The organism is Microcystis sp. MC19, from assembly GCF_003019735.1.
Lineage (GTDB): Bacteria > Cyanobacteriota > Cyanobacteriia > Cyanobacteriales > Microcystaceae > Microcystis.
Window position 1 is genome coordinate 2149974 of record NZ_CP020664.1, and the last position, 25027, is coordinate 2175000.

19 protein-coding genes (1 of these 19 running past the window's edge) are annotated in these 25027 nt (G+C 43.4%); 13 read left to right on the plus strand and 6 right to left on the minus strand.

The features are described 5' to 3' along the window. The first annotated feature begins 8 nt into the window (after positions 1-8). Positions 9-323, plus strand: coding sequence for a HigA family addiction module antitoxin (locus B5D77_RS11005; protein WP_002733868.1), 315 nt, complete (start codon positions 9-11; stop codon positions 321-323). A 33-nt stretch (positions 324-356) separates the two neighbouring features. Here B5D77_RS11005 and B5D77_RS11010 read toward each other — a convergent pair whose 3' ends face one another. Together B5D77_RS11010 and B5D77_RS11015 are read right to left on the minus strand one after the other, a co-directional pair. Further along, positions 357-698: a hypothetical protein gene (locus B5D77_RS11010; RefSeq protein ID WP_106908825.1), complete on the minus strand. Its 342-nt coding sequence runs from the start codon at positions 696-698 to the stop codon at positions 357-359. 166 nt (positions 699-864) lie between these two features. Continuing rightward, a complete protein-coding gene (locus B5D77_RS11015) occupies positions 865-2184 on the minus strand; it encodes a four-carbon acid sugar kinase family protein (RefSeq protein ID WP_106908826.1) in 1320 nt (439 codons plus the stop codon). Between the two features lie 149 nt (positions 2185-2333). On the opposite strand from B5D77_RS11015, the gene lpxA reads away from it, so the two are divergent. Together lpxA and lpxB are read left to right on the plus strand one after the other, a co-directional pair. Next, positions 2334-3170, plus strand: a complete 837-nt coding sequence (lpxA, locus tag B5D77_RS11020) for an acyl-ACP--UDP-N-acetylglucosamine O-acyltransferase (RefSeq protein ID WP_106908827.1) — start codon at positions 2334-2336, stop codon at positions 3168-3170. 193 nt (positions 3171-3363) lie between these two features. Beyond that, positions 3364-4569 carry a lipid-A-disaccharide synthase gene (lpxB, locus tag B5D77_RS11025; protein WP_106909990.1) on the plus strand — a complete coding sequence of 402 codons (1206 nt, stop codon included), beginning with the start codon at positions 3364-3366 and terminating at the stop codon, positions 4567-4569. A gap of 164 nt (positions 4570-4733) precedes the next feature. Here lpxB and gcvP read toward each other — a convergent pair whose 3' ends face one another. Together gcvP and B5D77_RS11035 are read right to left on the minus strand one after the other, a co-directional pair. Next, positions 4734-7721 (minus strand): aminomethyl-transferring glycine dehydrogenase, encoded by a 2988-nt coding sequence (gcvP, locus tag B5D77_RS11030; protein WP_008202763.1) that lies wholly within the window; start codon positions 7719-7721, stop codon positions 4734-4736. A 108-nt stretch (positions 7722-7829) separates the two neighbouring features. After that, on the minus strand, positions 7830-9455 hold the full coding sequence (locus B5D77_RS11035; RefSeq protein WP_106908828.1) for a glycosyltransferase family 39 protein: 1626 nt from the start codon (positions 9453-9455) through the stop codon (positions 7830-7832). Between the two features lie 451 nt (positions 9456-9906). Here B5D77_RS11035 and B5D77_RS11045 point away from each other — a divergent pair, with 451 nt between their 5' ends. After that, positions 9907-10716 (plus strand): aminotransferase class IV, encoded by an 810-nt coding sequence (locus B5D77_RS11045; RefSeq protein WP_106908829.1) that lies wholly within the window; start codon positions 9907-9909, stop codon positions 10714-10716. 56 nt (positions 10717-10772) lie between these two features. Here the strand turns inward: B5D77_RS11045 and B5D77_RS11050 are convergent, their stop codons facing one another. Next, positions 10773-11123, minus strand: coding sequence for a single-stranded DNA-binding protein (locus tag B5D77_RS11050; protein ID WP_008202758.1), 351 nt, complete (start codon positions 11121-11123; stop codon positions 10773-10775). A 222-nt stretch (positions 11124-11345) separates the two neighbouring features. On the opposite strand from B5D77_RS11050, the gene B5D77_RS11055 reads away from it, so the two are divergent. From B5D77_RS11055 to B5D77_RS11080, 6 genes are all read left to right on the plus strand, one after another. Beyond that, positions 11346-12383: a rod shape-determining protein gene (locus B5D77_RS11055; protein ID WP_008202755.1), complete on the plus strand. Its 1038-nt coding sequence runs from the start codon at positions 11346-11348 to the stop codon at positions 12381-12383. 73 nt (positions 12384-12456) lie between these two features. Continuing rightward, on the plus strand, positions 12457-13206 hold the full coding sequence (gene mreC, locus B5D77_RS11060) for a rod shape-determining protein MreC (RefSeq protein WP_008202753.1): 750 nt from the start codon (positions 12457-12459) through the stop codon (positions 13204-13206). After that, entirely contained in the window at positions 13173-13754 is a 582-nt protein-coding gene (gene mreD, locus B5D77_RS11065) for a rod shape-determining protein MreD (protein ID WP_106908830.1), read from the plus strand. Before mreC ends, mreD begins: the two co-directional genes overlap by 34 nt. Positions 13755-13873: 119 nt before the next feature. Next, positions 13874-16324: a transglycosylase domain-containing protein gene (locus B5D77_RS11070; protein ID WP_106908831.1), complete on the plus strand. Its 2451-nt coding sequence runs from the start codon at positions 13874-13876 to the stop codon at positions 16322-16324. 329 nt (positions 16325-16653) lie between these two features. Then, entirely contained in the window at positions 16654-18414 is a 1761-nt protein-coding gene (locus B5D77_RS11075; protein ID WP_008202748.1) for a M61 family metallopeptidase, read from the plus strand. 23 nt (positions 18415-18437) lie between these two features. Then, positions 18438-19364 (plus strand): branched-chain amino acid transaminase, encoded by a 927-nt coding sequence (locus B5D77_RS11080; protein WP_008202745.1) that lies wholly within the window; start codon positions 18438-18440, stop codon positions 19362-19364. Between the two features lie 78 nt (positions 19365-19442). Here the strand turns inward: B5D77_RS11080 and B5D77_RS26255 are convergent, their stop codons facing one another. Continuing rightward, positions 19443-19592, minus strand: a complete 150-nt coding sequence (locus B5D77_RS26255; RefSeq protein ID WP_008202743.1) for a hypothetical protein — start codon at positions 19590-19592, stop codon at positions 19443-19445. A gap of 349 nt (positions 19593-19941) precedes the next feature. On the opposite strand from B5D77_RS26255, the gene kaiC reads away from it, so the two are divergent. The 3 genes from kaiC to B5D77_RS11095 all read left to right on the plus strand — a co-directional run. Further along, entirely contained in the window at positions 19942-21462 is a 1521-nt protein-coding gene (kaiC, locus tag B5D77_RS11085) for a circadian clock protein KaiC (protein WP_106908832.1), read from the plus strand. Between the two features lie 74 nt (positions 21463-21536). Beyond that, complete coding sequence (locus B5D77_RS11090; RefSeq protein WP_008202740.1) at positions 21537-22367, plus strand: amino acid ABC transporter substrate-binding protein; 831 nt, start codon at positions 21537-21539, stop codon at positions 22365-22367. Between the two features lie 83 nt (positions 22368-22450). Beyond that, positions 22451-25027 carry the 5' portion of a trans-splicing intein-formed DNA polymerase III subunit alpha N-terminal partner DnaE-N gene (locus B5D77_RS11095; protein WP_008202738.1) on the plus strand. The gene runs 48 nt beyond the window's last position, so 2577 of the gene's 2625 nt are visible here — the first part of the coding sequence; the start codon lies at positions 22451-22453; its stop codon lies beyond the right edge, outside the window.

Sequence of the window (25027 nt, forward strand, 5' to 3'; positions counted from 1 at the left end):
CAATAATCATGACTGAGAAAAAATTATTAGCCCCCATTCATCCTGGTGAGATTCTGTTGGAAGAATTTCTCAAACCGATGGAAATTAGCCAAGAACGTTTGGCAGAAGATCTTAATGTACCAATAGAGCAAATCAAGGAAATTATCGAGGAAAAGCGAGGAATTACTGCCGATATTGCCTTAAGGCTTTCTCGTTATTTTGGTATGTCTGAAAGGTTCTGGATGAATCTTCAAACAAGGTATGATATTGAAGTAGAAAAAGATAGGCTCAGAGAACGTTTAGAGAAGGAAGTAAAAGTCTATGCTGCTTCACAAGCACTGTAGCATAACCGAAGAAATAGGGGAAGAATAATAATTTTAACCCCCCGTAGGGTGGATTAGCGCAGCGTAATCCACCATTGAATCAATTATTGAATAACCATAGATTAGGTGCGTTAACGAAGTGTAACGCACCCTACAAGAGCCTATTTTGAGGCGATTATCCATCCCTTCGACTCTTTCGGTTAATTTTGCCTGTCCTATCTCTAGGGATTTAACATCTTGCTTGATTTCCTTAATATCAGCTTTAATTTCGCCAATATCAGCCTTAATTTGGACGATACTATTCTCGATCGCCGTGAAACGAGTTTCGATCGCTTTTTGTCCGTTGATAATTAAGTCTTCTAGCCTTTGCAAGTCCGTATCGGCAACAGTTTTCATAAAAATTAACTGGCTATCAGTATAGATGTTTCTTTAATTATGAACCTTGAGCAGCCGGCAGCAGTGGGAATTATGAATTATGAATTATGAATTGGGGAGCTTTTTTCAGTAATCAGTGAACTGAAAACTTACATCTGCTCACTGCTCACTGATCACTGATTGCCTCCTATTGACACAAACGTTGATAAACTGTAGCTAAAGCTTGGACATCACCGACGTTACCCGGGAAAAGAACCACGGGTAAATTAGAAAAGAGAGGATGATCGGCTTCTGTGCGGACCATGGAGACACCGGGGAGAATCTGACCGAGTAAACGGGCCGATTGCAGGCTTAAACCCGTACTTAAGACATCATTGGAGGTAATTCCGCCTTTACTGATTAAAAAACTGATATCACTGGGTAAACCCTTAACAATGTCCATTAACAGGGTGGAGACGGCAACCCCAAAATCAAGACGTTTCTGCACAGAGGCAAAGGTTAACTCTTGCCGACTGGTATAGATCACGGGGGTTTGTTTATTTTTGTGAATAAGCTTGACTTTTTCCAGAGCTTGTGCCATGAGTTGATCTCGTTGCTCAGGACGATCGCGCAATGCCGTCACATCGATTTCGACTCCGACGGTGTTGGGTTGTTGAAGCAGTTCATCTAATTGTTGGCTAGTTTTTTTGACGTGGGAACCGACGATAATTGCCCCGGCTTCCCCCGTGGGCTTATACTTACCCATAGATTCGGGTGCGATCGGTTGAGTTCCTAAATTAGCCAAAGAAGTTAAAATACTGGCGGCACTACGGAATAAAAATTTTTTTCCCTCCCCTGCGGCGGTTAAAATATCTTCAGCAAAGCGATCGAGATCCGCTTGAGTTTCCCCATCTACCACCCCACATTGATTATTTTCGAGCTTTTGCAATCGTTCTAAACTACCTTGACGGATATCTGCCAGTAAAAATCTCTCCACATCATCTGCTTTAATTTTACCTTTCGTTTTCTCCTCCACATAATCCGGCAGATAACTGTAATGGTAGGCAAAAACCGAATCCCGAGCAAATTCTGTCTCGTGGACGGGAGTGGGAACGCCATCGATGATTAAATAGTGAATACTATCGCGAGTGATTCTCCCCCCCTCAAAAAAGGCTGGAATCAGGAAATGAGCATCAAAACCGCCCAATTCTTCGGCAATAACATCAGTTTCGATCGGATAATGCCCGCGCAGGGTAGAATCGGAACGACTAACCACCAAAAAATCCTCGATTCCCTCTTTAGTTAAGGCAGTTTTCAGGTTATGACAGACTTCTCGCGTGACAGACTCGGCTTTTTCGGGGGTTAAAGCGCGAGTATTGGTCAAAACAAAGAAAATTGGCGCATTATCTGCCAATCCCAAGCGGAGAGTATCTTCATCCCACCGCATCAATAACAGACAACTATGGACTGTTTGGGAACCTGTCGGGTCGTCATCTAAGACTATAATTTTAGGTCTATTATTACTCATATATTTTTTATCAGGATGGGAGGGACGAAGGAACCAAGAGAATCTGGTTAATAGTTTATCGGGTTCTGGCTCCCCATTAAAGTCGTCCCCTCCGCAAGCAACCGCTATCAATCTTGATCACATCTGTCCAATATAGGATAAGCTATACCATGATTCATACAGTGACGAAGTTGAGCGCGGGAGACTTCCCTTTGAATACGTTAATCCACCCCACTGCGGTTATCCATCCGTCGGCAAAACTTGATCCCAAGGTTAAAGTTGGTCCCTATGCTGTGATCGGGGCCAATGTGGAAATTGAAGCTGATACAATTATTGATGCCCATGTGGTCATTGAGGGTCCGACCAAAATTGGCAAGGGTAATCATATTTTTTCTGGGGCTGTTATTGGTAATGAACCACAGGATTTAAAGTATAAAGGTGGCGAAAGTAGCGTAGAAATTGGTGATAATAACCAAATTCGCGAGTTTGTCACGATTAATCGCGCCACGGATACGGGAGAAGTTACCCAAATTGGCAATAATAATTTATTAATGGCCTATGTTCACGTTGCCCATAATTGTATTTTGCAAGATAACATTATTATCGCTAATAGTGTCGCCTTGGCCGGTCATGTCCATATTGAATCAAAAGCAGTTATCGGGGGGGTTTTAGGAGTACATCAATTTGTTCATATTGGCAAAATGGCCATGTTAGGAGGAATGAGTCGTATTGATCGCGATGTTCCCCCTTTTACTTTAGTAGAAGGCAATCCCTGTCGCGTGCGAACTCTTAATTTAGTCGGTTTACAAAGAGCAGGTTGTACCGATGAAGATCTAGCTTTACTGAAAAAAGCTTTTCGGATTATCTATCGTTCTAATCTAAATCTTCAGGAGGCTTTAGAACAAGTTTCTCTCTTAACCGATAACCCCCATGTTCAACATCTCTGTCAATTTTTACAATCCTCTACCACAGGAGAAAAACGTCGCGGTTTAATTCCGGGGAAATAACTTATTGATTGAGGAACAGTCTGTGGGGAGTGGGAATTATGAATGATGAATTATGAATTATGAATTGGGGAGCGGGAAGAAAAAGCGTTCGACAAAAGCTCACCCCGAAGTCTGTCTTCTCAATCCTGACTCCTATCTCCTATCTCCAGCAATCCTGTCTCCTGAATTCTTTTATTATCAAATAATTATCCAAATGCGTATATTTATTAGTACAGGTGAGGTATCGGGTGATTTACAGGCAGCCATGCTGATTGAATCCCTTTTTAAACTAGCTAAAACCCAGGCAATTGAGTTAGAAATTTTTGCCCTAGGTGGCGATCGCATGGAGTTAGCTGGGGCAAAAATGTTGGGTAAAACCACTCGACTGGCTGCCATGGGATTAATTGAATCTATCCCCTTTATTTTGCCAACTTTACAACTACAAAAACGAGCAAAAGAGTTTTTTAGAGATCATCCTCCCGATCTAATTATTTTAATTGATTATGTGGGGGCAAATGTGACGATCGGTCAGTCGGCTAAAAAAATTATTCCCGGTGTCCCAATTATCTATTATATTGCCCCACAGGTGTGGATTTGGTCGGAAGAAAATATTCCCTCAGCTAAACTAAGGTCCACAGCAGAAAAGTTATTTAATACGGAAAAATTAATCGCCGTCACCGATAAATTATTGGCAATTTTTCCTGCCGAAGCCCGTTTTTTTGAAACAAAAGGTGTACCGGTAACTTGGGTGGGACATCCTTTAGTTGATCGTATGGCCAATGCTCCCAATCGCCAAGAAATGCGGCAAAAATGGGCAATAAAACCCAAAGAAACGGTGATCGCTTTGTTACCCGCTTCCCGTCAACAGGAGTTTAAATATCTCGTGCCGACGGTGTGCGCTGCTGCCCAAAAATTACAGGAAAAAATTCCCGATATTAAGTTTTTAATTCCCGTTCCCTTAGCTTTATACGAACCAAAAATGCGAGAATTGGTGGCGGAATATGGATTAAATGCGGTGATTATGGAACGAGATCAGACTTTAGAAGCAATTGCAGCGGCTGATCTGGCTGTGGCTAAGTCTGGTACAGTTAATCTCGAAATTGCTTTATTAAACGTGCCGCAGGTGGTGGTTTACCGTTTAAGTGCAGTTACTGCTTGGATTGCCCGCAATATTATGAAGCTTTCTGTACCATTTGTCTCACCGGTAAATTTAGTTCTAATGCGAGAAATTGTTCCCGAATTATTACAAGAGGAAGCTAATCCAGAGAGAATTATGCAGGAATGTCTAGACCTATTATTAAATCAGCAACGTCGCCAAAAAATGTTAGATGAATACGCAGAAACTAAGGCCGGTTTAGGAACAGTAGGCAGTTGTGAGCGAGTGGCGCAAGAGGTATTTAATACTAAATCCAGTTATTAAAAACTGATTATGTATTACCCCTTTTGCATGAGTGCATGGAGTAGAAAACGGGTTTCTCCGAGAAACCCGTTTTCTGCGCGTTACTCAACGGATTTAGTTCCAAAAAACCCAAAAAAAGCGGGGTAATTTGCCACTACCCCACCAATACTATCAAGGAATTACGATTACTTATAAGCGTCCATACCCTCACAGGAACAAACCAGATTTCTGTCCCCGTAGGCATTATCAACCCGTCCGACTACTGGCCAGAATTTATAATCTTTTAGCCAAGAAAGCGGGTAAGCTGCCTGTTGACGGGAATAGGGACGACTCCAATCATCGGCAGTTAAAACCGCAGCTGTGTGGGGGGCATTTTTCAAGGGATTATCGTGGGGATCCATGCTACCATTAGCGATCGCTTGTACTTCTTGATAGATAGTTAACAAAGCTTCACAAAAACGGTCTAATTCCCCCAAAGATTCGCTTTCCGTGGGTTCCACCATCATTGTACCCGCCACGGGCCAAGAAACCGTCGGCGCGTGGAAACCGAAATCCATCAAGCGTTTTGCCACATCTTCCACCTCGATGCCGGCCTGTTTTTTCAGGGGACGTAAATCGATCACACACTCGTGGGCAACCGTTCCCGCGCTACCCTTAAATAACACCGGATAGGCCGACTCCAGACGAAAAGCCATATAATTAGCGTTCAAAATTGCCACTTCTGTCGCTTTTTTCAAGCCAGCGGCCCCCATCATAGCGATATACATCCAAGAAATCACCAAAATGCTGGCACTACCCCAAGGCGCGGCCGAAATTGCGCCAATCGAGTCCTGATGCTTACCGTTAGCGGTTTCTGGGGATAATTTCGCCAAAACCAGGGAAACATCGGGCAGAAAAGGCACTAAATGGGATTTGACTCCAATTGGTCCCATACCCGGTCCCCCCCCACCGTGGGGAATACAGAAAGTTTTATGGAGATTCAAGTGACAGACATCGGCGCCAAAATCCGCCGGACGACATAAACCCACCTGAGCATTCATATTGGCGCCATCCATATAGACTTGACCACCGTATTGATGAATCAAGGCGCAAATTTCGCTAATTCCCTGTTCAAAAACGCCGTGAGTGGAAGGATACGTTACCATCAAAGCCGCTAGATTATCCTGATGCTTCTCGGCCTTAGTTTTCAGGTCATTAATATCAATATTGCCCCGAGAATCGCAATTAACCGCCACTACTTTCATACCACACATAACGGCACTGGCAGGATTAGTCCCGTGAGCGGATTCAGGAATTAAGCAAATCTGACGATGACCTTGACCGCGACTTTCATGGTAGGCTCGGATCACCTGTAAACCGGCATACTCTCCCTGAGAACCAGCGTTCGGTTGTAGAGAAATGCCATCAAATCCGGTAATTTCCCCTAACCAAGTCTCTAACTGTTGAAAGAGCAGTTGATAGCCTTCTGCTTGGTCAATCGGTGCAAAAGGGTGTAATTTGCCGAATTCTGCCCAAGTTACCGGAATCATCTCCGCTACGGCATTGAGTTTCATCGTACAGGAACCGAGGGGAATCATGGAAGTATTTAAGGCTAGATCCTTTGTTTCCAGACGGTGCAGATATCTGAGTAATTCCGTTTCCGAGTGGTAACGATTGAACACCGGCTCGGTAAGATAGGCACTGGTACGGGTTAGATTAGCGGGTAATTCTAGACTAATTTTCTCGACTAATTCCGCCGTGGTAAAGGGCAATTCCTCGGTTGGCGCAAAAATTTGCCATAAATCCCACACATCCCTGAGACTGCTGGTTTCATCGAGACTAATTCCTAAATTATTCTCATCAAAATAACGCAGATTAATCTTATGGGTTTTGGCCTTGGCGAGGAAATCCTTAACTCCCGTGGATACCGTAACTTTGAGCGTATCGAAGCGCGGTTCTTTCCCCACCTCATAACCCAACTGTTTTAAGCCAGTTGCCAATAAAGTGGTTAATTTCTGCACTCTTTGGGCGATTTTCTTGATTCCTTCTGGTCCGTGATACACCGCGTACATGGAAGCAATCACCGCTAGTAACACCTGTGCGGTACAAATATTACTGGTGGCTTTATCCCGGCGGATATGTTGTTCCCGGGTTTGCAAAGCTAAACGCAGTGCGGGTTTACCCTGACTATCCTTCGATACCCCGACAATGCGCCCCGGAATACTACGTTTATAGGCATCTTTGGTGGCAAAATAGGCGGCATGGGGACCCCCATAACCCAAGGGAACCCCAAAGCGTTGACTGCTACCCACGGCAATATCAGCCCCCAATTCGCCGGGGGGAGTCAACAGGGCTAAACTGAGAATATCGGCGGCAACGGTGACTAAAGCCCCATTTTCCTGCGCTTTGGCGATAAATTCCCGATAGTCATAAATTACGCCATCGGTGGCTGGATATTGCAATAATGCGCCAAAAATCGGCGTTTGGAAGTCAAAGAGACGATGATCCTCGATAATAATATCAATACCTAAAGGAATCGCTCTGGTTTTAACAACTTCAATCGTTTGGGGATGGCAACTACTGGAGATAAAGAAAGCATTGGCTTTAGTTTTACACAGTCCGTAACTCATGCTCATCGCTTCCGCGGCTGCTGTTCCTTCATCGAGGAGGGAAGCGTTAGCAATTTCCAGACCGGTTAAGCTAGTGATGAGAGTTTGGAAGTTTAAGAGAGCTTCTAAGCGTCCCTGGGCGATTTCCGCTTGATAGGGAGTATAGGCGGTGTACCAACCCGGATTTTCTAAGATGTTGCGGAGAATTACCGGCGGGGTGATACAGTCATGGTAGCCCATGCCAATAAAGGAGCGAAATACCTGATTTTTTGAGGCAATCGCTTTTAATTGGGCAAGAGCGGCGTATTCACTCAAGGCAGGTGGTAGATTAAGGTTTTTTTGTAAACGAATTGCTGCGGGGACTGTTTGAGCGATTAACTCCTCCACGGTAGCAACACCCAAAACCGCCAGCATTTTCTCGATTTCCGTCTCCGTCGGTCCAATATGACGGTTAACAAAGCTATCGGTACAGTCTAGCAGGTCTTGCAGGTCAGCAGGAGCGAATTCCTCAGTTTTCTCGGCCGTAATTGACCTATTTAGCATATTAATCTCGGTTTCAACAATTACAAAAGTGTTGCGTTTCATCGCTAGGGGTGATTTTAACGCAACTTGTAAAATTTTTGTAACATTTGAAGCCGGCAAGTTAAAGCCTAAGCTAATTTGCTATCGAAAGTACGCACAAAATTAACCTCACTACTGCTTCGTCACCAAAAACCAACCAGAATCCATCGACTCGATCACCTTTAACCCTTCTAAATCAGTAGCTTCTTTGGTTTGACGATCGATAATTAGGTAAGGTTGCTTGTGACTTTGCCAATGATTGATTAATTCTTCAGCAGCAAGGGGAAAAACCCGACGACCACTATAAAAATTTAATGAGGGACGCTCGTAGGCAAAAGCAATATAAACAGGGCGATCGGCTGGCACATATTTCTGCACTAAACTCGCCACCGGTTTGACAGGGAAATTCTCATTTAATTCCCAGATCCACAGGGGAGAATTGACAAAAATAAACAAAGAAACCAACATTCCCCAAAGTAAAACCACGCTGAATTGTTCCGAGCGCCGGGCTAACAAAATCGCCGTTGTCACCATAGTCAGGGAAATTGACAATAAGCTTAAAATAATTAAGGGATGGATCGGTTCGATCAGGGCAAAATTACCAGGAAAATAGGCCATTAAAGCTAATAAACCCGCCACAACGCCGATAATACCCACAATAATTGACCAGATGGGATGATAGGGGCGATCGATGGGAAGATTCACCACCTGCGCCAAGGCATAACCGGCCGCTAAAGCTAAGGCCGGATAGATCGGCAGAATATACCAAGGCAACTTGGTCGCCATTACCGAAACCACCAGCAGATAAACACCCGTCCAAACTAACAGTAACTTCGCCCAACTGTAGAGACGTTCCTGACGGGCTAAACCTAAACCCCAAACCGAGAAAATTAACCAAGGCCAACTATATTTCAGAATTTCCAGCAGATAATACCAAAACGGGCCACGATGATGGTCGAGATCGTCACTAACTCGCTTTAACTGTTGAACAAAAAGGGAATCGAGAAACTCCCGCTCGTAGTGCCAAAATTGGGCGGTGTACCAGGCAAAAGCGGGGGCTGCTCCCAATAACCAACCCGACCAAAAATAGGCAGAAGTTAATAACCGGGGGGTATCCCAGAGCAGAAAAATCAAGCCGATACCCGCTAATAATAGCCCCATAATACCCTTAGTCAGACAAAGGAGGGCAAATCCTAACCCCGCCCCCACAGACCAGCGTAAATCGCGCCGTGAGCGCAGTAAACCAACAAACATCAGCATTTCAAAACACAATACCGCTCCATCCAACATGGCTAAACGGCCATGGCGCACCACCGGCAAAAGAGTTAAATAGATCAAGGCCGACAGTAAAGCTGGCAAACGAGCGGGAAAAATTTCTCGACCGAGAAGATAGAGAAGCGGCACCGATAAAGCTGTTAAAAAAGCGGGAATTAGTCTAGTATTAGCCTCATTGATGCCCCAGAAATGGTAGGTTAGACCAATCAAACTATGAATCAAGGGCGGTTTATTCAGGTAGGGATCACCCCAAAAACTGGGAAATAACCAGCGCAATTGTTCCAGGGGGGTTTGGCTAATTTCCTTGGCCACCTGAGCGATGGTCGCTTCATCCCAATCCCGCAAGGGTAAATTCCCTAATCCCACTAGATAGATAATTAAGGCCGCTATTAATAATCCCAGTAAACACAGAAATTCTTTAAAATTTTCTCTTTGACGCAATTTATAGCTAGAATATCCCCAAGTGAATTTTTGACGGTTCATAAGCTAGGGCAGTTATCAGTAAACAGTAAACAGTAATCAGTAAACAGTAATCAGTAAACAGTAATCAGTAAGGCTCTCCTAGACTGGTTATAGCAAATTAGTAGTTTCAATGAGCCTAATCCCTTAAATAGCCTAGAATCCAACCAAGCAAAAAGCTTTGATTATTTTGGTTCTTCGGTTTGTGTTATGCAATGGACGGGAGTTATAAGGGGTGAAACCCTTATATAGAAAGACATGGCTGCGATTTTTGCCAATTGTTTTCAATCTAGAACGAGCTAATCAATTAAGTCCCTTGCCAGATAAGGATTTAGCCGATTTCTGCCCCCTGATCGAACCATACCAAGTAACGAAGAACCATTATTTTCTGCTAAAATATCATAACTACTCTAGAAGATCCTTAAAACTCAAATCTGATAACTGATAACTGATAACTGATAACTGATAACTGATTATGTATTGGTATAATGGCGAATTAATCGAGGATGAGCGAATAAGTCTGGGTATTGATGATATTGGACTGCTTTATGGAGCCACACTCTTTACTACCCTGCGTATCTATCAACACAGCTTAGATCATCCCCTGACCCATTGGCAAGAACATATCAAACGTCTGCACTCTAGTTTACAAGTTTTCCACTGGTCCACTCCCGATTGGCGGCGAATTCGCCAAGGATCCGAAGAATTATCCCTATTCTATCCTGTCCTGAGAATTACAATTTTTCCCGATGGTAGGGAGTGGATTAAAGGCAGATTTCTCCCGGAAGATTTAAACATTAGACAAGAGCGGGGAATTATTGGGTGGGTAACAGATAATCCCGCTTGGCAACGCGTTTTAGGAGAACATAAAACTGGTAATTATTTGACCCCTTGGTTAGCGTCACAAACTGCTCAAAAAAAAGGAGCAAAAGAAGCGATATTAGTCGATCGATTGGGGAATTGGTTAGAAACTAGCACGGGCAATTTATGGGGATGGAAAGATAATTGCTGGTACACTCCCCTGCTTACTGCTGATATTTTACCCGGGATCGGTCGCTCGGCTTTGATCGGTTGGTTAAAAAAACAAAATATTTCCCTGCAAGAAAATATCTGGACCCCGGAATTTGTCGGGACTTTACAGGCGATCGCCTATAGTAATTCCCTGGTGGAAATTATCCCTTTTAATTCTATTCTTGGCTCTGATCTAGAGATAAATACAGCTATTTATAGAGAAATTTTGCCAGATTTACAGCAATATTTTTGCGGTCAGTTAGATAATAAATAAAGGTGTGTTACTAGAGGCTAACACACCTAAAATCGGGAAATAATGCCGCTCAAGCTTTAAAATTCTCGCTCGGAATAAGCCTCACTATCGCGTTTAGAACCGAGTAAATCTAATTGATCGACGAGAATCACCGGTTTAGAGCGAGCTAATCCGGTGTTTTTATCATTCCAGGTATCCATTTTTAAAGACCCTTTAATCCCGATTAAACCGCCTTTTTTCACATAATTAGCGGCCACCTCCGCCGTTTTGCCCCAAATTTCCAGATCGAACCAATCCGGCTGATCGCTATTTTTCGAGCGACGATTAACCGCTAAAGTGAAGGTACATAAAACCTTACCCGACTCGAAATACTTCGTTTCTGGGTCTCTCCCCGCTCGTCCCACCAAATGAACCAGATTTAAACTCATGGTCTTAAATCCTCAATTTAGTACAATAGTATGTTTATTTTAGCCCGAAACCTCGGCCTTGACCGGTGGCCAGGGGGAAAATTAGGGCAGGGATTTGCGTCAATCTGGAGAGAAAGAAGCGATAATTAACTAGACTTGAGAAACAAAACCTAATAAAATCCAAGTCGATTCGATCGAAAGTCTAGCTATAGCAACGTTTTATAAGAACAGGAGTGAAAACAAGTGGGTTTTTTTAGAGGTCTAGGCTTATCAAGGGACATAGGTATAGACTTGGGGACAGCAAACACCCTCGTTTATGTATCAGGGAAAGGCATCGTTTTAGAGGAACCATCGGTAGTGGCGATCGATCAAGATCGTAACCCGGTCGCCGTCGGGGAGGAGGCAAAAAAAATGCTCGGTCGCACTCCGGGCCATGTCACCGCTCTGCGACCCCTGCGCGATGGGGTAATCGCCGATTTTTACAGTTGCGAGATCATGTTAGCGGAATTCATCAAACGAGCGCTCGATGGCACGATTGGCAATCCCCGCATGGTAATCGGTGTTCCCAGTGGCATTACTGGAGTAGAAAGACGCGCGGTGGTGGATGCGGCCAAAAATGCCGGTTCGCGAGAAGTGGGGTTAATTGATGAACCGGTTGCGGCGGCCTTGGGTGCAGGTTTACCCGTCTCGGAAGCGACGGGTAATATGATCATCGATATCGGTGGTGGCACCACGGAAGTGGCCATTCTCAGTCTCGATGGGACAGTGATCAGTGAATCGGTCCGTGTGGCCGGGGATGAACTGACGGAAGCAGTTATCGCTTATCTGAAAAAAGTCCATAACCTGATTATCGGGGAACGCACGGCCGAAGATATCAAAATTCGCCTTGGTTCGGCTTATCCCTCCCCCGGAGATGAATTTCCTCCTCTGGAAGTGCGGGGATTGCATCTTATGTCGGGTTTACCCCGCACCGTGACGATCAAAGCGGAAGAAGTGCGGGAAAGTATGGATGAGCCACTTTCCGTGATCGTTGATGCGATCAAACGTACCCTAGAAAAAACTCCCCCCGAATTGGCCGCCGATATTATCGATCGCGGCATCATGTTAGCGGGAGGAGGTGCTTTATTACGGGGACTCGATCGCCTAGTCAGTCACGAAACCGGTATCGTTACCCATGTGGCTGAAGATCCCCTGCGCTGTGTTGTCAAAGGCACGGGAGAAGTGTTAAAAAATCAGAAACTCTTTGAGCGGATCGTTAATGAAACAACTCGCAATGTCTAAAGGTCACTAGGATCGGTTAGCGGCAAAAGACACGGATTCTCACTCTACACAGCCAAGAGGTTTAAAATCGCTCATGTATTCAGCACGACGAAAATGGACACAGCAGGGATGGCGACTTTTGCTGCTCGCTGCCGCTCTGGGGGTAGCTTGGTACATTCGCACCTATCAAAGTGGGGCGATTTTAGAATTGTATGGTTTATTAACTCGCCCTTTTCAGGGAGAGGAAACTAATCTGCAAGAGCAACTTCTGGCCGATCAACGGGTGCGGGAATTACAAAATCGTTTAAGTGAAGTCGAATATCAAAATCAACAATTAAAAAAACAGCTTGGTTATTATCAAACCCAGAAAAAACCCCTGATTTCTGCCCCAATTATCGGCCGCAGCGCCGATGATTGGTGGCAACAGGTAATTATCGGTCGTGGTAGCGCCGATGGTGTGCCAGTGGGTGCTTCGGTGACGGGAATTGGTGGTTTAGTGGGACGGATTACGGAAGTTACTCCCCACACCAGCAAAGTTTTATTGGTCAGTAATTCCCAAAGTCGCATCGGAGCAACGGTGAATCGTAGTCGGGCCATGGGTTTGATTCAAGGTCAGAATTCCCAAGTCGCCACCCTGCGCTTTTTTGAAAAAGCTCCCGATGTCAAACCGGGAGATGTGGTGACAACTTCGGCTTTTAGTAGTCTTTTTTCGCCAGGTTTGCCCATCGGTCGCATAATTTCCCTTAATTTACAGGAAAATCCCGCCCCCACCGCCAAAATTGAATTTACCGCCACCGTGGACAATCTCGAATGGGTGTTCGTTCACCCGCAACCTCAGCAGTGAGAGGGGGAATTATGCTGAAATTAAGCCGTTTATCAGCCCGTTCTCGTTTTATACTGAATATTTTGGTCACTGTCGCTTCGCTGCTTCTCTGTGCCTTTCTTTCCTTAATGCGGCTGCCCGGTATGGAGATTTTAGGCATCGCTCCCAATTGGTTACTGATTTGGTTGGTTAGTTGGAGTCTCAATCGCTCTTGTCTCGATAGTGTGGTGGCCGGATTAGCGATCGGTGCTATTCAAGATAGTCTTACCTCTAATTATCCTTCCCATATCATGGTTTTTGGTCTGATCGGTTTCCTCACTTCCCGTTTACACCGACAGCGTTATGTTAAAGAAGAATTGATCGCCGTGGTCTTAATTGTCTTTTTCATGACTTTAATTGCCGATGCTGCCATCGCTTTTCAATACTATCTACAAGGAGGCAAAAATCTCGCCGATCTTTGGCTCGATTATCAACGCATTGCTCTCACTGCTGCTCTGCTTAGTAGTCTCTGGACTCCCCTCCTCTATTATCCTCTCCAGCAATGGTGGCGACAATTTAGCGATCTTTAAAGAGTCAGGAGTCGGTCGTCGGGAAATTATTTTTATTTATTCTCCCTGCTCCCCTCTCCCCAATTCATAATTCATAATTCATAATTCATAATTCCCACTCCCTCACCCGCTCAACTAACATGAAATACAAACAAAAACTTAGTCAATTTTTTCATAATCTCGCTAATAAATTAGAGAATTCCCAGCAACCACCTAAAGTCGATCCTATCGACTCCGAATCTGCTCCCGTTGCGGAGGAAAAGCCAGTAGAAGCCACTTCTGAAGAAAAAAAGGTGAATTTAGTCTCCAAAACCAGTAGTAAGGCTCTAGAGACATTAAAACCTCTAAAGAACAAATTTACTACCCTGATCGACAATTCCCCCTTACCGCAATGGCGACAGCATCCCCGCTTTGGGTTGTACTTGGGATTGGGATTAGGGGTGACAGGGGGACTTTTGGGGGTAGGTTGGGGCATTTATCGCCTTGAAACCTCTCTACCGCAAAATATCGCCGATATACAAACCTATGCTCGTCCAGGCACCCTGACAATTCAAGCCGCTAATGGGGAAATCCTCAAGCAAAATGGCCCTAGCACTTACGAAACCGTGAAAATTGCCCAAGTTCCCCCACTGGTACAGGAAGCCTTTATCGCTAGTGAAGACCGCCGTTTTCGCCAACACGGGGGAGTTGATGGTCAGGGTATTGCTCGCGCTCTCTTTTCTAACCTGAGAGCCGGGGGAGTGGTGGAAGGAGGCAGCACCATCACCCAACAATTGGCCCGGATTGTCTTTTTATCCCAAGAAAGGAGTTTTGATCGCAAATTACGGGAAATGCGTATCGCTCAGAAAATAGAAGATAAATATACAAAAGACCAGATTTTAGAGCGTTATTTTCACCTAGTTTATCTCGGTTCCGGGGCCTACGGTCTGGCCGATGCCGCTTGGTTATATTTCAGTAAACCCGTCGATAAATTAACTCTAGCCGAAGCTGCCACCCTTGCAGGCATTGTTCCCGCTCCTAGTCTCTATTCTCCCCTCGAAAACCCTAAATCTGCCCTAGAACGGCGTAATATCGTCCTCAAAACTATGGCCGAGGTGGGATTTATTACTAACGCTCAAGCACAACTGGCGATCGCATCTCCCCTAGGCCTGAAAACCAGTCCCCTAAAACGTCTGCAACGGCAAGCGGCCTATTTTACCGATTATGTGGAAAAAGAACTGCCGCAACTGGTTCCCGCTAAAACCCTAGAAGCGGGGGGATTGGTGGTAAAAACTACCCTTAATCCTCGTTGGCAAAGCGAAGCGGAGGAAGTGGTAGAAAGAGCGGTTTCTCGTTATGGCCAGTGGCAGAACTTCCAACAGGCGGCTTTAGTGGCAATTGACCCCAAAAATGGGCAAATTAAGGCTATGGTCGGGGGAATTGACCACGATAAGAATCAATTCAATCGGGTGACACAAGCAAAACGTCAGCCGGGATCTACTTTTAAACCTTTTGTCTATGCGGCGGCGATTGCGGCGGGTAAATCCCCTTATTCTGATTATAAAGATGCTCAGTATGTGGTGGATGGTTATAAACCGGAAAACTACGGTGATAGGTATAGCGGCCGCGAGGTGTCCATGCGCGATGCTTTGACTTCTTCCCTCAATGTGGTGGCAGTTCAGGTGTTAGTGGCTGTGGGTTGGAATCCGGTGATTAAATTAGCTCAAGATATGGGGATCCAGTCGAAACTTTTACCCACTTATTCTTTGGCTTTGGGTGCTTCGGAAGTCAATCTTTTAGAATTGACCAGCGCCTACGGGACTTTTGCTAATAATGGTGTGCATCAACCAGTTTACGGTATTAATCAGGTACTCGATCGCAATGGTAAAGTAATTTATCAAGCCAATTTTAAACCGAAAACTGCTCTGAATCAAAACACGGCAGCGACGATGACTTGGATGCTGCAGGATGTGGTTAATTCGGGAACGGGAACCCCCGCACAAATTGGTCGTCCGGTGGCAGGAAAAACTGGCACTTCTGACAAGGCTCGTGACCTTTGGTTTGTCGGTTATATTCCCCAATTAGTCACGGGAATTTGGCTCGGTAATGACAATAATAAACCCACCAATGGAGCCAGTACCATGTCCGCTTGGATGTGGCGACAATTTATGTTAGAAGCAATTAAGGATATTCCCTATCAAGGTTTCCCAGAACCGAATTTAGGTAAACGTCCGGTGACATTAAAAGCGGAACCCATTAAACCCCGACGTACCTACTTTACCCAAACTATTAATAACCGTTTAGCCAGCAGTGATGAGGGTTCCCCCACCGAAGGCCCCATCCGCAGACGGCGACGGGTTCGGGTAAGTCGTGAGCAAACTATCGTCCGTTCTAATACTAGCGAACCGAGCCAACGCCGTTCTAGTCGTCGGCGTACTACCGTTGCTCCTACCAGCGCCGCTGCTCCTAGTCCTCAAAATACGGCCCCCGCAGCAGCCGAACCGATTACCGTTCCCGTCACTGTGGCAGCTCCCGAAACTCGTTCGGTTCCCCTAGAGGTGACTCCTCCCCCTGATGTGATTCCTCCCGCACCCCCGGCAGAAAGACGCTGAATCGGCAAAAAAACCCCCGCAGGATTTGCGGGGGTTACAGTGCCAAAACTGCTCGGTCAAATAGACCGCTTGTAAAAATCAAAAATTGTTGTTAGGGTTAGGATTCAGTAGCCAGTAGTCAGGAGTCAGGAGAATTAAAAATAAGTAATAATCAATTAAATAGTCTATTTACAGATTTTAGGCGATTTAATCCTTATTTTTGCTGTTTTTGAGCCATCAAAAATTAATTATCCAAGAGGTCAAATCTTGCAAAACCATCGGATTTTTGGCGGCGAAACCGGGGAATTTAGCCGAAAGCTTGCCGCTATAATAACTAAAAAGCTTGTTTAATGCCGATGACCAGTCTTATTTCCCCCACTACCATCTCCTCAACTCGTTTAAGTCTCAGCTATCAAGTGGCTATGTCGGAACCGACTTCACACCTCTTTGAAGTCACTCTACAGATTACTGGTTGGCAAGCTCCGATTTTAAACCTAAAAATGCCGGTTTGGACCCCCGGTTCCTATCTGGTGCGGGAATACTCCCGTTTAGTCCAAGATTTTCAAGCTGTTAACCTCAAAAGTCGCAAAGTTGCTAAAAATCACTGGCAGATTGACAATGGTGACAGTTCCGAAATAACGGTCAAATATCGCGTTTTTGCCCACGATTTAACCGTCAGAACCAACCATCTCGACGATACTCACGGTTACTTCAACGGGGCTGCTTTATTCTTCTATATCCCCGATTATCAAAAACATCCCCTCACCTTGACAATTATCCCCCCCCATGGCGATTGGCGCGTTACCACTGCCTTAAAATCTTTACCCGGACAGAAAAACAGCTTTCACGTTCCCGATTTCGATACCCTAGTGGACAGTCCCGTGGAGGTGGGGATTCATCAGTTATACGATTTTGTCGTCGAGGGAAAACCCCATCAATTAGCTATCTGGGGACGGGGAAACGCCAATCCTAGTCAAATTATCGCTGATACCACTAAAATTATTCAAACCGAGTCGGCTATGTTCGGTGGACTCCCCTATGATAATTATCTCTTTTTGCTACATCTTTCGGCGGCTGGTTACGGGGGACTAGAACATAAAAATTCCTGTACCCTTAACTATGCGCGTTTGGGATTACGAGATAAGGATAAATATAATCGTTTTCTGCAATTAGTCGCCCATGAGTTCTTTCATCTCTGGAATATCAAGCGTATTCGCCCAAAAGCTTTAGAAAGCTTCGATTATGACGCAGAAAATTATACTTCTTCCCTCTGGTTTGCCGAAGGAACCACCAGTTATTACGATATAGTAATCCCTCTACGGGCGGGAATATACGATAGTAAGACTTTTTTAGAGCTTTTAAGCAAAGAAATTACTCGTTATCTCAATATACCCGGTCGTCTTGTCCAACCTCTAGGCGAATCGAGTTTTGATGCTTGGATAAAACTCTACCGACGGGATAGCAATAGCGATAATAGTCAAATTTCCTACTATCTCAAGGGGGAATTATTGTCGCTGCTTCTGGATTTACTAATTCGCACCCACACCGATAACCGTCGTTCCCTCGATGATGTTTTACGCTCGATGTGGCAACATTTCGGTAAAGAGGAGATTGGTTATACCGATGGGGAATTGCAGGCAATTCTCGAATCGGCTGCGGGAGTGGATTTAAGTGACTTCTACTGCCGTTATATCGACGGTTTGGAAGAATTACCCTTTAATGAATATCTTGAACCTTTTGGACTCTATCTGCGGGGTGTTGGCAATGGGGAGACGATACCTTATCTGGGAATGCGGGTACAGAGTGAAGCGGGTAAAGAAATAATTAAATTTGTCGAGATGGGTTCTCCTTGCCAAAAAGCGGGAATTAATGCTGATGATGAATTATTGGCTATCGATGGATTGCGGGTGACGGCGGAACAGTTAAACGAAAGATTAAAAGACTACCGCGCAGGTGATATTATTCAGATAACAGTCTTTCATCTCGATGAATTGCGAACCCTTGCTGTTCCACTGGCTGCCCCGCAGACGATTCGCTATGAAATTATCAGGGTAGAAAATCCTTCTAATAGCCAGAAACAAAATTTTTCCGCATGGGTAAATCCCGTTTAATTCTTGGTTAAATCAACAAAAAAATGTCTATTACCGCCGAAATTCCTTTCCTTCCTCTCGCCTATTTTGAGAATAAATTTATCCCTTTTACTGAGGCAAAATTATCCATTGCTACCCACGCACTACACTACGGAACTGCCGCTTTCGGTGGTTTACGAGGTACTCCCGACCCTAGCAATCCAGGACAGATATTATTATTTAGATTGGAACGTCATTGTCAGCGTTTAAGTCAAAGTGCTAAGTTTCTTAATTACGAGATTTCTGCTGATAAAATCTATCAAATAATTATCGATTTTGTGAAAAAGAATCAGTGTAATCGACCTTTTTATATTCGTCCCCTTGTCTATAGTTCAGGGTTGGGAATTGCTCCGCGATTGCATGGTATCGAGAAGGATTTTCTAGTCTATGGTCTAGAAATGGATGATTATTTAGCTGCCGATGGGGTTAACTGTCGGATTAGTTCTTGGTATCGTCAGGAGGATAGAAGTTTCCCGTTGCGAGGTAAAATTAGCGCCGCTTATATCACTTCTGCTTTAGCAAAAACGGAAGCGGTAGAATCGGGGTTTGATGAGGCAATTTTAATGAATTCTCAGGGTAAAGTCTGTGAAGCGACGGGAATGAATATTTTTATCATCAGAAATGGTCAGCTAATTACTCCTAGTTTTGACCAAGATATCCTAGAGGGTATTACTAGAGATAGTGTTTTAACTATTGCGCGGGATTTGGGTATTCCGGTTATTGAAAGACCCGTAGATAAGACGGAGTTATTTATCGCTGATGAGGTGTTTTTAAGTGGCACTGCGGCGAAAATTACTCCGATTAAAAGGATTGAAACTTTTTCTTTACCTGCAGCTAAACCGATTACTTATCAGTTAAAAGAAAAGTTAAGTTCTATTGTTCTTAATCAGGAACAAAAGTATCAAGATTGGATTACTCAAGTTCCTTTATAGTTAGGGAACTTTACTTTATTTTTCCTTGAGATGCGTCAAATCATGACCCATCTCAAGGAACCCTGAAATAAACGGAAATTATTCATTTTTAGGTTTGGCTCCTTCCTGTATGTAGGGTATAGTTTTATTAGGATCAAGATTCAGGATGGGTTTATTATCTCTTGTTATTTTTTGTCTTTGATTATCGCTTTCTTGCTGATTGTGATTATTATCGGTTGTATGTTCCATAGTAGAGCAAATAAATATGACAAATATTTGGCTTACCTATGATTATACCTTAAACTCTCTCAAAGTTGTCAAGGATAGTATTAATCAACTAAATACAAAACTTACTTTGATTCTAACTATTAGTTAGCTGCTGTTTTGGTTAATTGTGGCTAAGATTTACCTGCTTATATAGTTTTCCTTGAATGTAACCAATCTCTGTTATGCGTGGGTGAAGCTGTCCTGCATTTAAACGATGTCTGGGAAATTTTATTACCAATGCTCAAACTCTCAAACTAGGGATGAATTTCCGGTATCACTGGTCACTGAAATAGGTACAATAAACAGTGGCTCGTTTTCATAGAGAACTTAAATGACGCAAAATAATCCCCTAGAGTTGATTGAGAAGTTAGAAACAGGAATCCCCGGCTTTGATTTTCTTTCGGAAGGGGGATTACCGAAAGGACGAGCAACTTTGATAGCGGGGACGGCAGGAAGTGCTAAAACGGTCTTTGCCTGTCAATTTCTCGCAGAAGGCATCAAAAATGGAGAAAATGGCGTTTTTGTCACCTTCGAGGAGCCACCCCAAGCACTGAGAAAAAATATGGGTGGTTTCGGTTGGAATATCCGGCAGTGGGAGGAGAATCGCCAGTGGGCCTTTGTCGATGCTTCCCCCCAACCGGAAGAAAAGCCGATGGTGACAGGAGAATACGACCTAGGCGCATTAATCGCTCGCATTGAGTTTGCTATCCGCAAAAATAAAGCTAAACGGGTGTCTATGGATTCTTTAGGCGCAATTTTTAGCCATTTGAGTGATAGCGCTCAAGTGAGAAGTGATCTTTTTCGTCTGGCAACCGCTTTGCGAGAATTGGAAGTAACAGCGATTATGACCGCAGAAAGAACCCAAGAATACGGCGAAATCAGTCGTTATGGGGTGGAGGAATTTGTGGCCGATAATGTGGTGATTTTACGCAACGTTTTAACCGATGAGAAAAGAAGAAGGACGATCGAAATTTTAAAATATCGGGGAACCGATCACCAAAAAGGAGAATTTCCTTTTACAATTATTCCCAATAAAGGGGCCGTGATTATTCCTTTATCAGCCATTGAATTAGAACAAAAATCCTCTAATATTCGTATTACTTCCGGCAGCCTGGAACTCGATAGAATGTGTGGGGGTGGTTTCTTCCGCGATTCGGTTATTTTGGTTTCGGGAGCCACAGGAACAGGAAAAACCCTGATGGTGACAGAATTTATGGCTGGGGGAGTAACTAATGGGGAAAGATGTTTAATTTTTGCCTTCGAGGAAAGTCGCGAACAGTTATTTAGAAATGCTACCGGTTGGGGTGTGGATTATGACCGCATGGAAAAGGAAGGTAAATTAAAGGTAGTCTGCCGTTATCCCGAAACTACGGGTTTAGAAAATCATTTAATTATGATGAAGGAAATTATCGAGGAGTTTCAACCTAATCGAGTGGCAGTAGATAGTTTATCTGCTTTAGAACGGGTTTCTAGTCTGAAAGGATTTCGGGAATTTATTATCGGTTTGACTTCTTTTATTAAGCAAAAAGAGGTAGGAGGATTATTTACTTCCACCACTCCCACTTTATTAGGAGGTTCCTCGATTACAGAAGCTCATATTTCTACAATTACCGATTCAATTATTCTACTGCGTTATGTGGAAATGTATGGAGAAATGCGCCGCGGTATCACTGTTTTAAAAATGCGCGGTTCTATGCACGATAAGGATATTCGTGAGTTTTCGATCGATCATCAAGGTATGCACATCGGCCAACCTTTCCGCAATGTTACCGGAATTCTGGCCGGAACTCCTATGTACACAGCACAAACAGAGGTAGAACGTTTGAGTGGATTATTTGAGGATCGTAGTTAAAATATAGCAGTACTTGCTAATCGCGCGTCGGTGGTTAGCTTTTTTTCTCCCTATCTCCTTCTTGCTTTCTTGATATGTCTAAAAACTTTTGCTTTATTTTTCTAGGTCTTTTACTGATAAATAACCTACATTTATCAGCCTTGGCAGAAACAGTTTTACAAAGAATTGCTCGCACGGGAGAATTAAAAGCGGCAGCTAGAAAAGACGCTACTCCCTTTAGTTATATCGATGAGAAAACGGGAAAATGGACAGGTTACGGAGTGGAATTAATGCGCTTAGTCCAACGTCGATTAGCACAAGAATTGGCTAAACCGATTACAATAACCTTTACAGAAGCGACGACTAATAATCGTTTTCAGCAAGTGGAACAGGGACAAGTAGATTTATCCTGTAATGCGGCAACAATCACGGAAGAAAGACTAGAAAGGGTTAATTTTTCTATTCCCTATTTTATGACAGGAGCGCAATTTTTAACTAAAAGGGAAAATGTTGATAAAATAGATATTAATAACACTTTAGCGGCAGTTGCGATCGCCTATATTCCCCACACCACCACCGATAGTATTATTCGTTATATCTATCCTCTGGCTAATTGGCAAGCTGTCAGCGATCGAAGTGAGGCAGTGGCAAAATTACAAAGGGGAGAAGTAAACGCAGTGGTTAGTGATGGAATTCTTCTGCTGGGGGAACTCGTTAAACAAGGACAGGATCCGCGACAATTTGTGCTACTACCCAGTCAACCGATTACCACCGAACTTTATGGCTGTATTTTACCCAAAAACGATCCCGAATGGAAAAAATTTGTTGATACTGTTGTCGGCAGCAATGATAACCAGAAACTGCGAGAACAATGGTTTAATTTAGAAGAAAGTTCTTTCCCCTATAGGATTCTCAATCAACCCTAAAAATAGACTGTAATTGCTGAAAATTAAAAGTTAGTAAATTCTAGTTTTTTTGCTTTTGACTTGTTACTTTTTCCTGAAAAATTATGTCTTTTGTCGGTTTACATATTCACAGTGATTATAGCTTACTTGATGGTGCTTCCCAATTGCCGGCACTAATTGATCGAGCGATCGAATTGGGACAACCAGCGATCGCTTTAACCGATCATGGAGTCATGTATGGTGCGATCGAATTAATTAAAACCTGCCGTAATAAGGGAATAAAACCAATTATTGGCAACGAAATGTATATAGTCAATGGCGATATTGAAGTCAATCTTCGCCACCGAAAATATCATCAAGTTGTTTTAGCCAAAAATACCCAAGGCTATAAAAATCTAGTTAAATTAACAACTATTTCTAATCTGAAAGGTATTCAAGGTAAAGGCATTTTTGCTCGTCCTTGTATCAATAAAGAGTTACTCCAACAATACCACGAAGGATTGATAGTTACCAGTGCTTGCTTGGGTGGAGAGATTCCTCAAGCGATTTTAGCTAATAACAGGAAACTGGCTAAGGAAACTGCTAAATGGTATAAAAAACTTTTTGGTGATGATTTTTATTTAGAAATTCAAGACCACGGTTCTAAAGAAGATCGGATTGTCAATGTAGAAATAGTTAAAATTGCTAAAGAATTAGGAATTAAAGTAGTTGCTACTAACGATTCTCACTTTATTTCCTGTTACGATGTAGAGGCACACGATGCCTTGCTTTGTATTCAAACTGCCAAGTTAATTACTGAAGACAAACGCCTCCGTTATAGCGGCACAGAATACTTAAAATCTGCTGATGAAATGCGCTTACTTTTCCGTGATCATCTGCCAGAAGATGTGATTGAAGAAGCGATTAATAACACCTTAGAAGTAGCAGAAAAAGTCGAACCTTATAACATATTTAATGAACCAAGGCTGCCTAATTATCCTGTTCCTGCCGGACATACTGCTGATAGTTATGTAGAAGAAATTGCTTGGTTAGGATTACTAGAAAGATTAAAATGTCCTTCTCGTCACGAGATTGAACCCGTTTACAAAGAAAGGCTGGAATACGAATTAAAAATGTTACAGAAAATGGGATTTTCTACCTATTTTCTCGTCGTTTGGGACTATATAAAATATGCTAGAGATCATGATATACCCGTCGGTCCAGGACGCGGTTCTGCGGCCGGTTCTTTGGTAGCATATTCTTTAAAAATAACCAATATTGATCCCGTTCATCACGGTTTATTATTTGAGCGTTTTCTCAATCCTGAACGAAAATCTATGCCTGATATTGATACGGATTTCTGTATCGAGAGACGGGATGAAATGATCCAATACGTTACGGAAAAATACGGTGAGGCTAATGTTGCCCAAATCATTACTTTTAACCGCATGACATCAAAAGCTGTTTTAAAAGATGTGGCGAGGGTGTTAGATATTCCCTATGCCGAATCGGATAAAATGGCGAAAATGATTCCCGTTTCTCGCGGGAAACCGACACCGTTAAAAGTGATGATTTCCGATGACACTCCCGAACCAGCATTTAAAGAAAGATACGATACGGAACCCCATGTGCGTCATTGGTTAGATATGGCAATTCGTATCGAAGGTACTAACAAAACCTTTGGAGTTCATGCCGCAGGAGTCGTCATTTCTTCCCAGCCTTTAGATGAAGTGGTTCCCCTCCAGAAAAATAATGATGGTGCGGTAATTACCCAATATTTCATGGAAGATTTAGAATCATTGGGATTGTTAAAAATGGACTTTTTAGGGTTAAGAAATTTAACCACTTTGAAAAAAACCGCCGATTTAATTAAACAAAATCAGGGCATAGAAATTGATCTGGATCAATTGCCTTTAGATGAAAGAAAAGCCCTGCAAATTCGGGCCAAAGGGGAACATAAAAAACTACCTCCCGATATTCTCAAAACCCACGGATTACTAGAAGAAGGGGATTTAGAAGGTATTTTCCAGTTAGAATCGTCGGGGATGAAACAGATCGTTAAAGAGTTAAAACCATCGGGTATTGAGGACATATCTTCAATCCTAGCACTCTATCGTCCCGGTCCTTTAGATGCGGGATTAATTCCTCTCTTTATTGGCAGAAAACACGGTAGAGAACCCATTCGTTATGATCATCCTTTATTGGAACCAATTCTTAAGGAAACCTACGCAGTTTTAGTCTATCAAGAACAGATTATGAAAATGGCGCAGGATTTAGCTGGTTATTCCCTAGGAGAAGCAGATCTATTGCGTCGAGCAATGGGTAAGAAAAAAGCCTCCGAAATGCAGAAACAAAGGGAGATGTTTATCGATGGTGCTGCTAAAAATGGTGTGGAAAAAAGAATCGCTGAAAATCTCTTTGAACAGATGGTAAATTTTGCCGAATATTGTCTGGGAGGTGAGACGTTAATTTTAACTGAGGAATACGGATTATTACCAATTGCTAAAATTGTGAGCGAAGAAATTAACTGCACTGTTTATAGTGTAGATAAAAATGGTTTTGTTTATAGTCAACCAATCTCTCAATGGCACGAGCGAGGTTTACAAGAGGTCTTTGAATATACCCTAGAAAATGGGCAAACTATCCAAGCAACCAAAGATCATAAATTTATGACTAGCGACGGAGAAATGTTAGCCATAGAT

What these genes read in the sequence shown, in the direction of transcription:
- B5D77_RS11010 (WP_106908825.1), bottom strand. Translation starts at nt 698, where the DNA reads ATGAAAACTGTTGCCGATACGGACTTGCAAAGGCTAGAAGACTTAATT.
- mreD (WP_106908830.1), top strand. Translation starts at nt 13,173, where the DNA reads ATGGGTGTTCGTTCACCCGCAACCTCAGCAGTGAGAGGGGGAATTATG.
- mreC (WP_008202753.1), top strand. Translation starts at nt 12,457, where the DNA reads ATGTATTCAGCACGACGAAAATGGACACAGCAGGGATGGCGACTTTTG.
- B5D77_RS11050 (WP_008202758.1), bottom strand. Translation starts at nt 11,123, where the DNA reads ATGAGTTTAAATCTGGTTCATTTGGTGGGACGAGCGGGGAGAGACCCA.
- B5D77_RS11070 (WP_106908831.1), top strand. Translation starts at nt 13,874, where the DNA reads ATGAAATACAAACAAAAACTTAGTCAATTTTTTCATAATCTCGCTAAT.
- B5D77_RS11035 (WP_106908828.1), bottom strand. Translation starts at nt 9,455, where the DNA reads ATGAACCGTCAAAAATTCACTTGGGGATATTCTAGCTATAAATTGCGT.
- B5D77_RS26255 (WP_008202743.1), bottom strand. Translation starts at nt 19,592, where the DNA reads ATGGAACATACAACCGATAATAATCACAATCAGCAAGAAAGCGATAAT.
- B5D77_RS11005 (WP_002733868.1), top strand. Translation starts at nt 9, where the DNA reads ATGACTGAGAAAAAATTATTAGCCCCCATTCATCCTGGTGAGATTCTG.
- B5D77_RS11045 (WP_106908829.1), top strand. Translation starts at nt 9,907, where the DNA reads ATGTATTGGTATAATGGCGAATTAATCGAGGATGAGCGAATAAGTCTG.
- gcvP (WP_008202763.1), bottom strand. Translation starts at nt 7,721, where the DNA reads ATGAAACGCAACACTTTTGTAATTGTTGAAACCGAGATTAATATGCTA.
- B5D77_RS11015 (WP_106908826.1), bottom strand. Translation starts at nt 2,184, where the DNA reads ATGAGTAATAATAGACCTAAAATTATAGTCTTAGATGACGACCCGACA.
- lpxB (WP_106909990.1), top strand. Translation starts at nt 3,364, where the DNA reads ATGCGTATATTTATTAGTACAGGTGAGGTATCGGGTGATTTACAGGCA.
- B5D77_RS11080 (WP_008202745.1), top strand. Translation starts at nt 18,438, where the DNA reads ATGTCTATTACCGCCGAAATTCCTTTCCTTCCTCTCGCCTATTTTGAG.
- kaiC (WP_106908832.1), top strand. Translation starts at nt 19,942, where the DNA reads ATGACGCAAAATAATCCCCTAGAGTTGATTGAGAAGTTAGAAACAGGA.
- B5D77_RS11090 (WP_008202740.1), top strand. Translation starts at nt 21,537, where the DNA reads ATGTCTAAAAACTTTTGCTTTATTTTTCTAGGTCTTTTACTGATAAAT.
- B5D77_RS11075 (WP_008202748.1), top strand. Translation starts at nt 16,654, where the DNA reads ATGCCGATGACCAGTCTTATTTCCCCCACTACCATCTCCTCAACTCGT.
- lpxA (WP_106908827.1), top strand. Translation starts at nt 2,334, where the DNA reads ATGATTCATACAGTGACGAAGTTGAGCGCGGGAGACTTCCCTTTGAAT.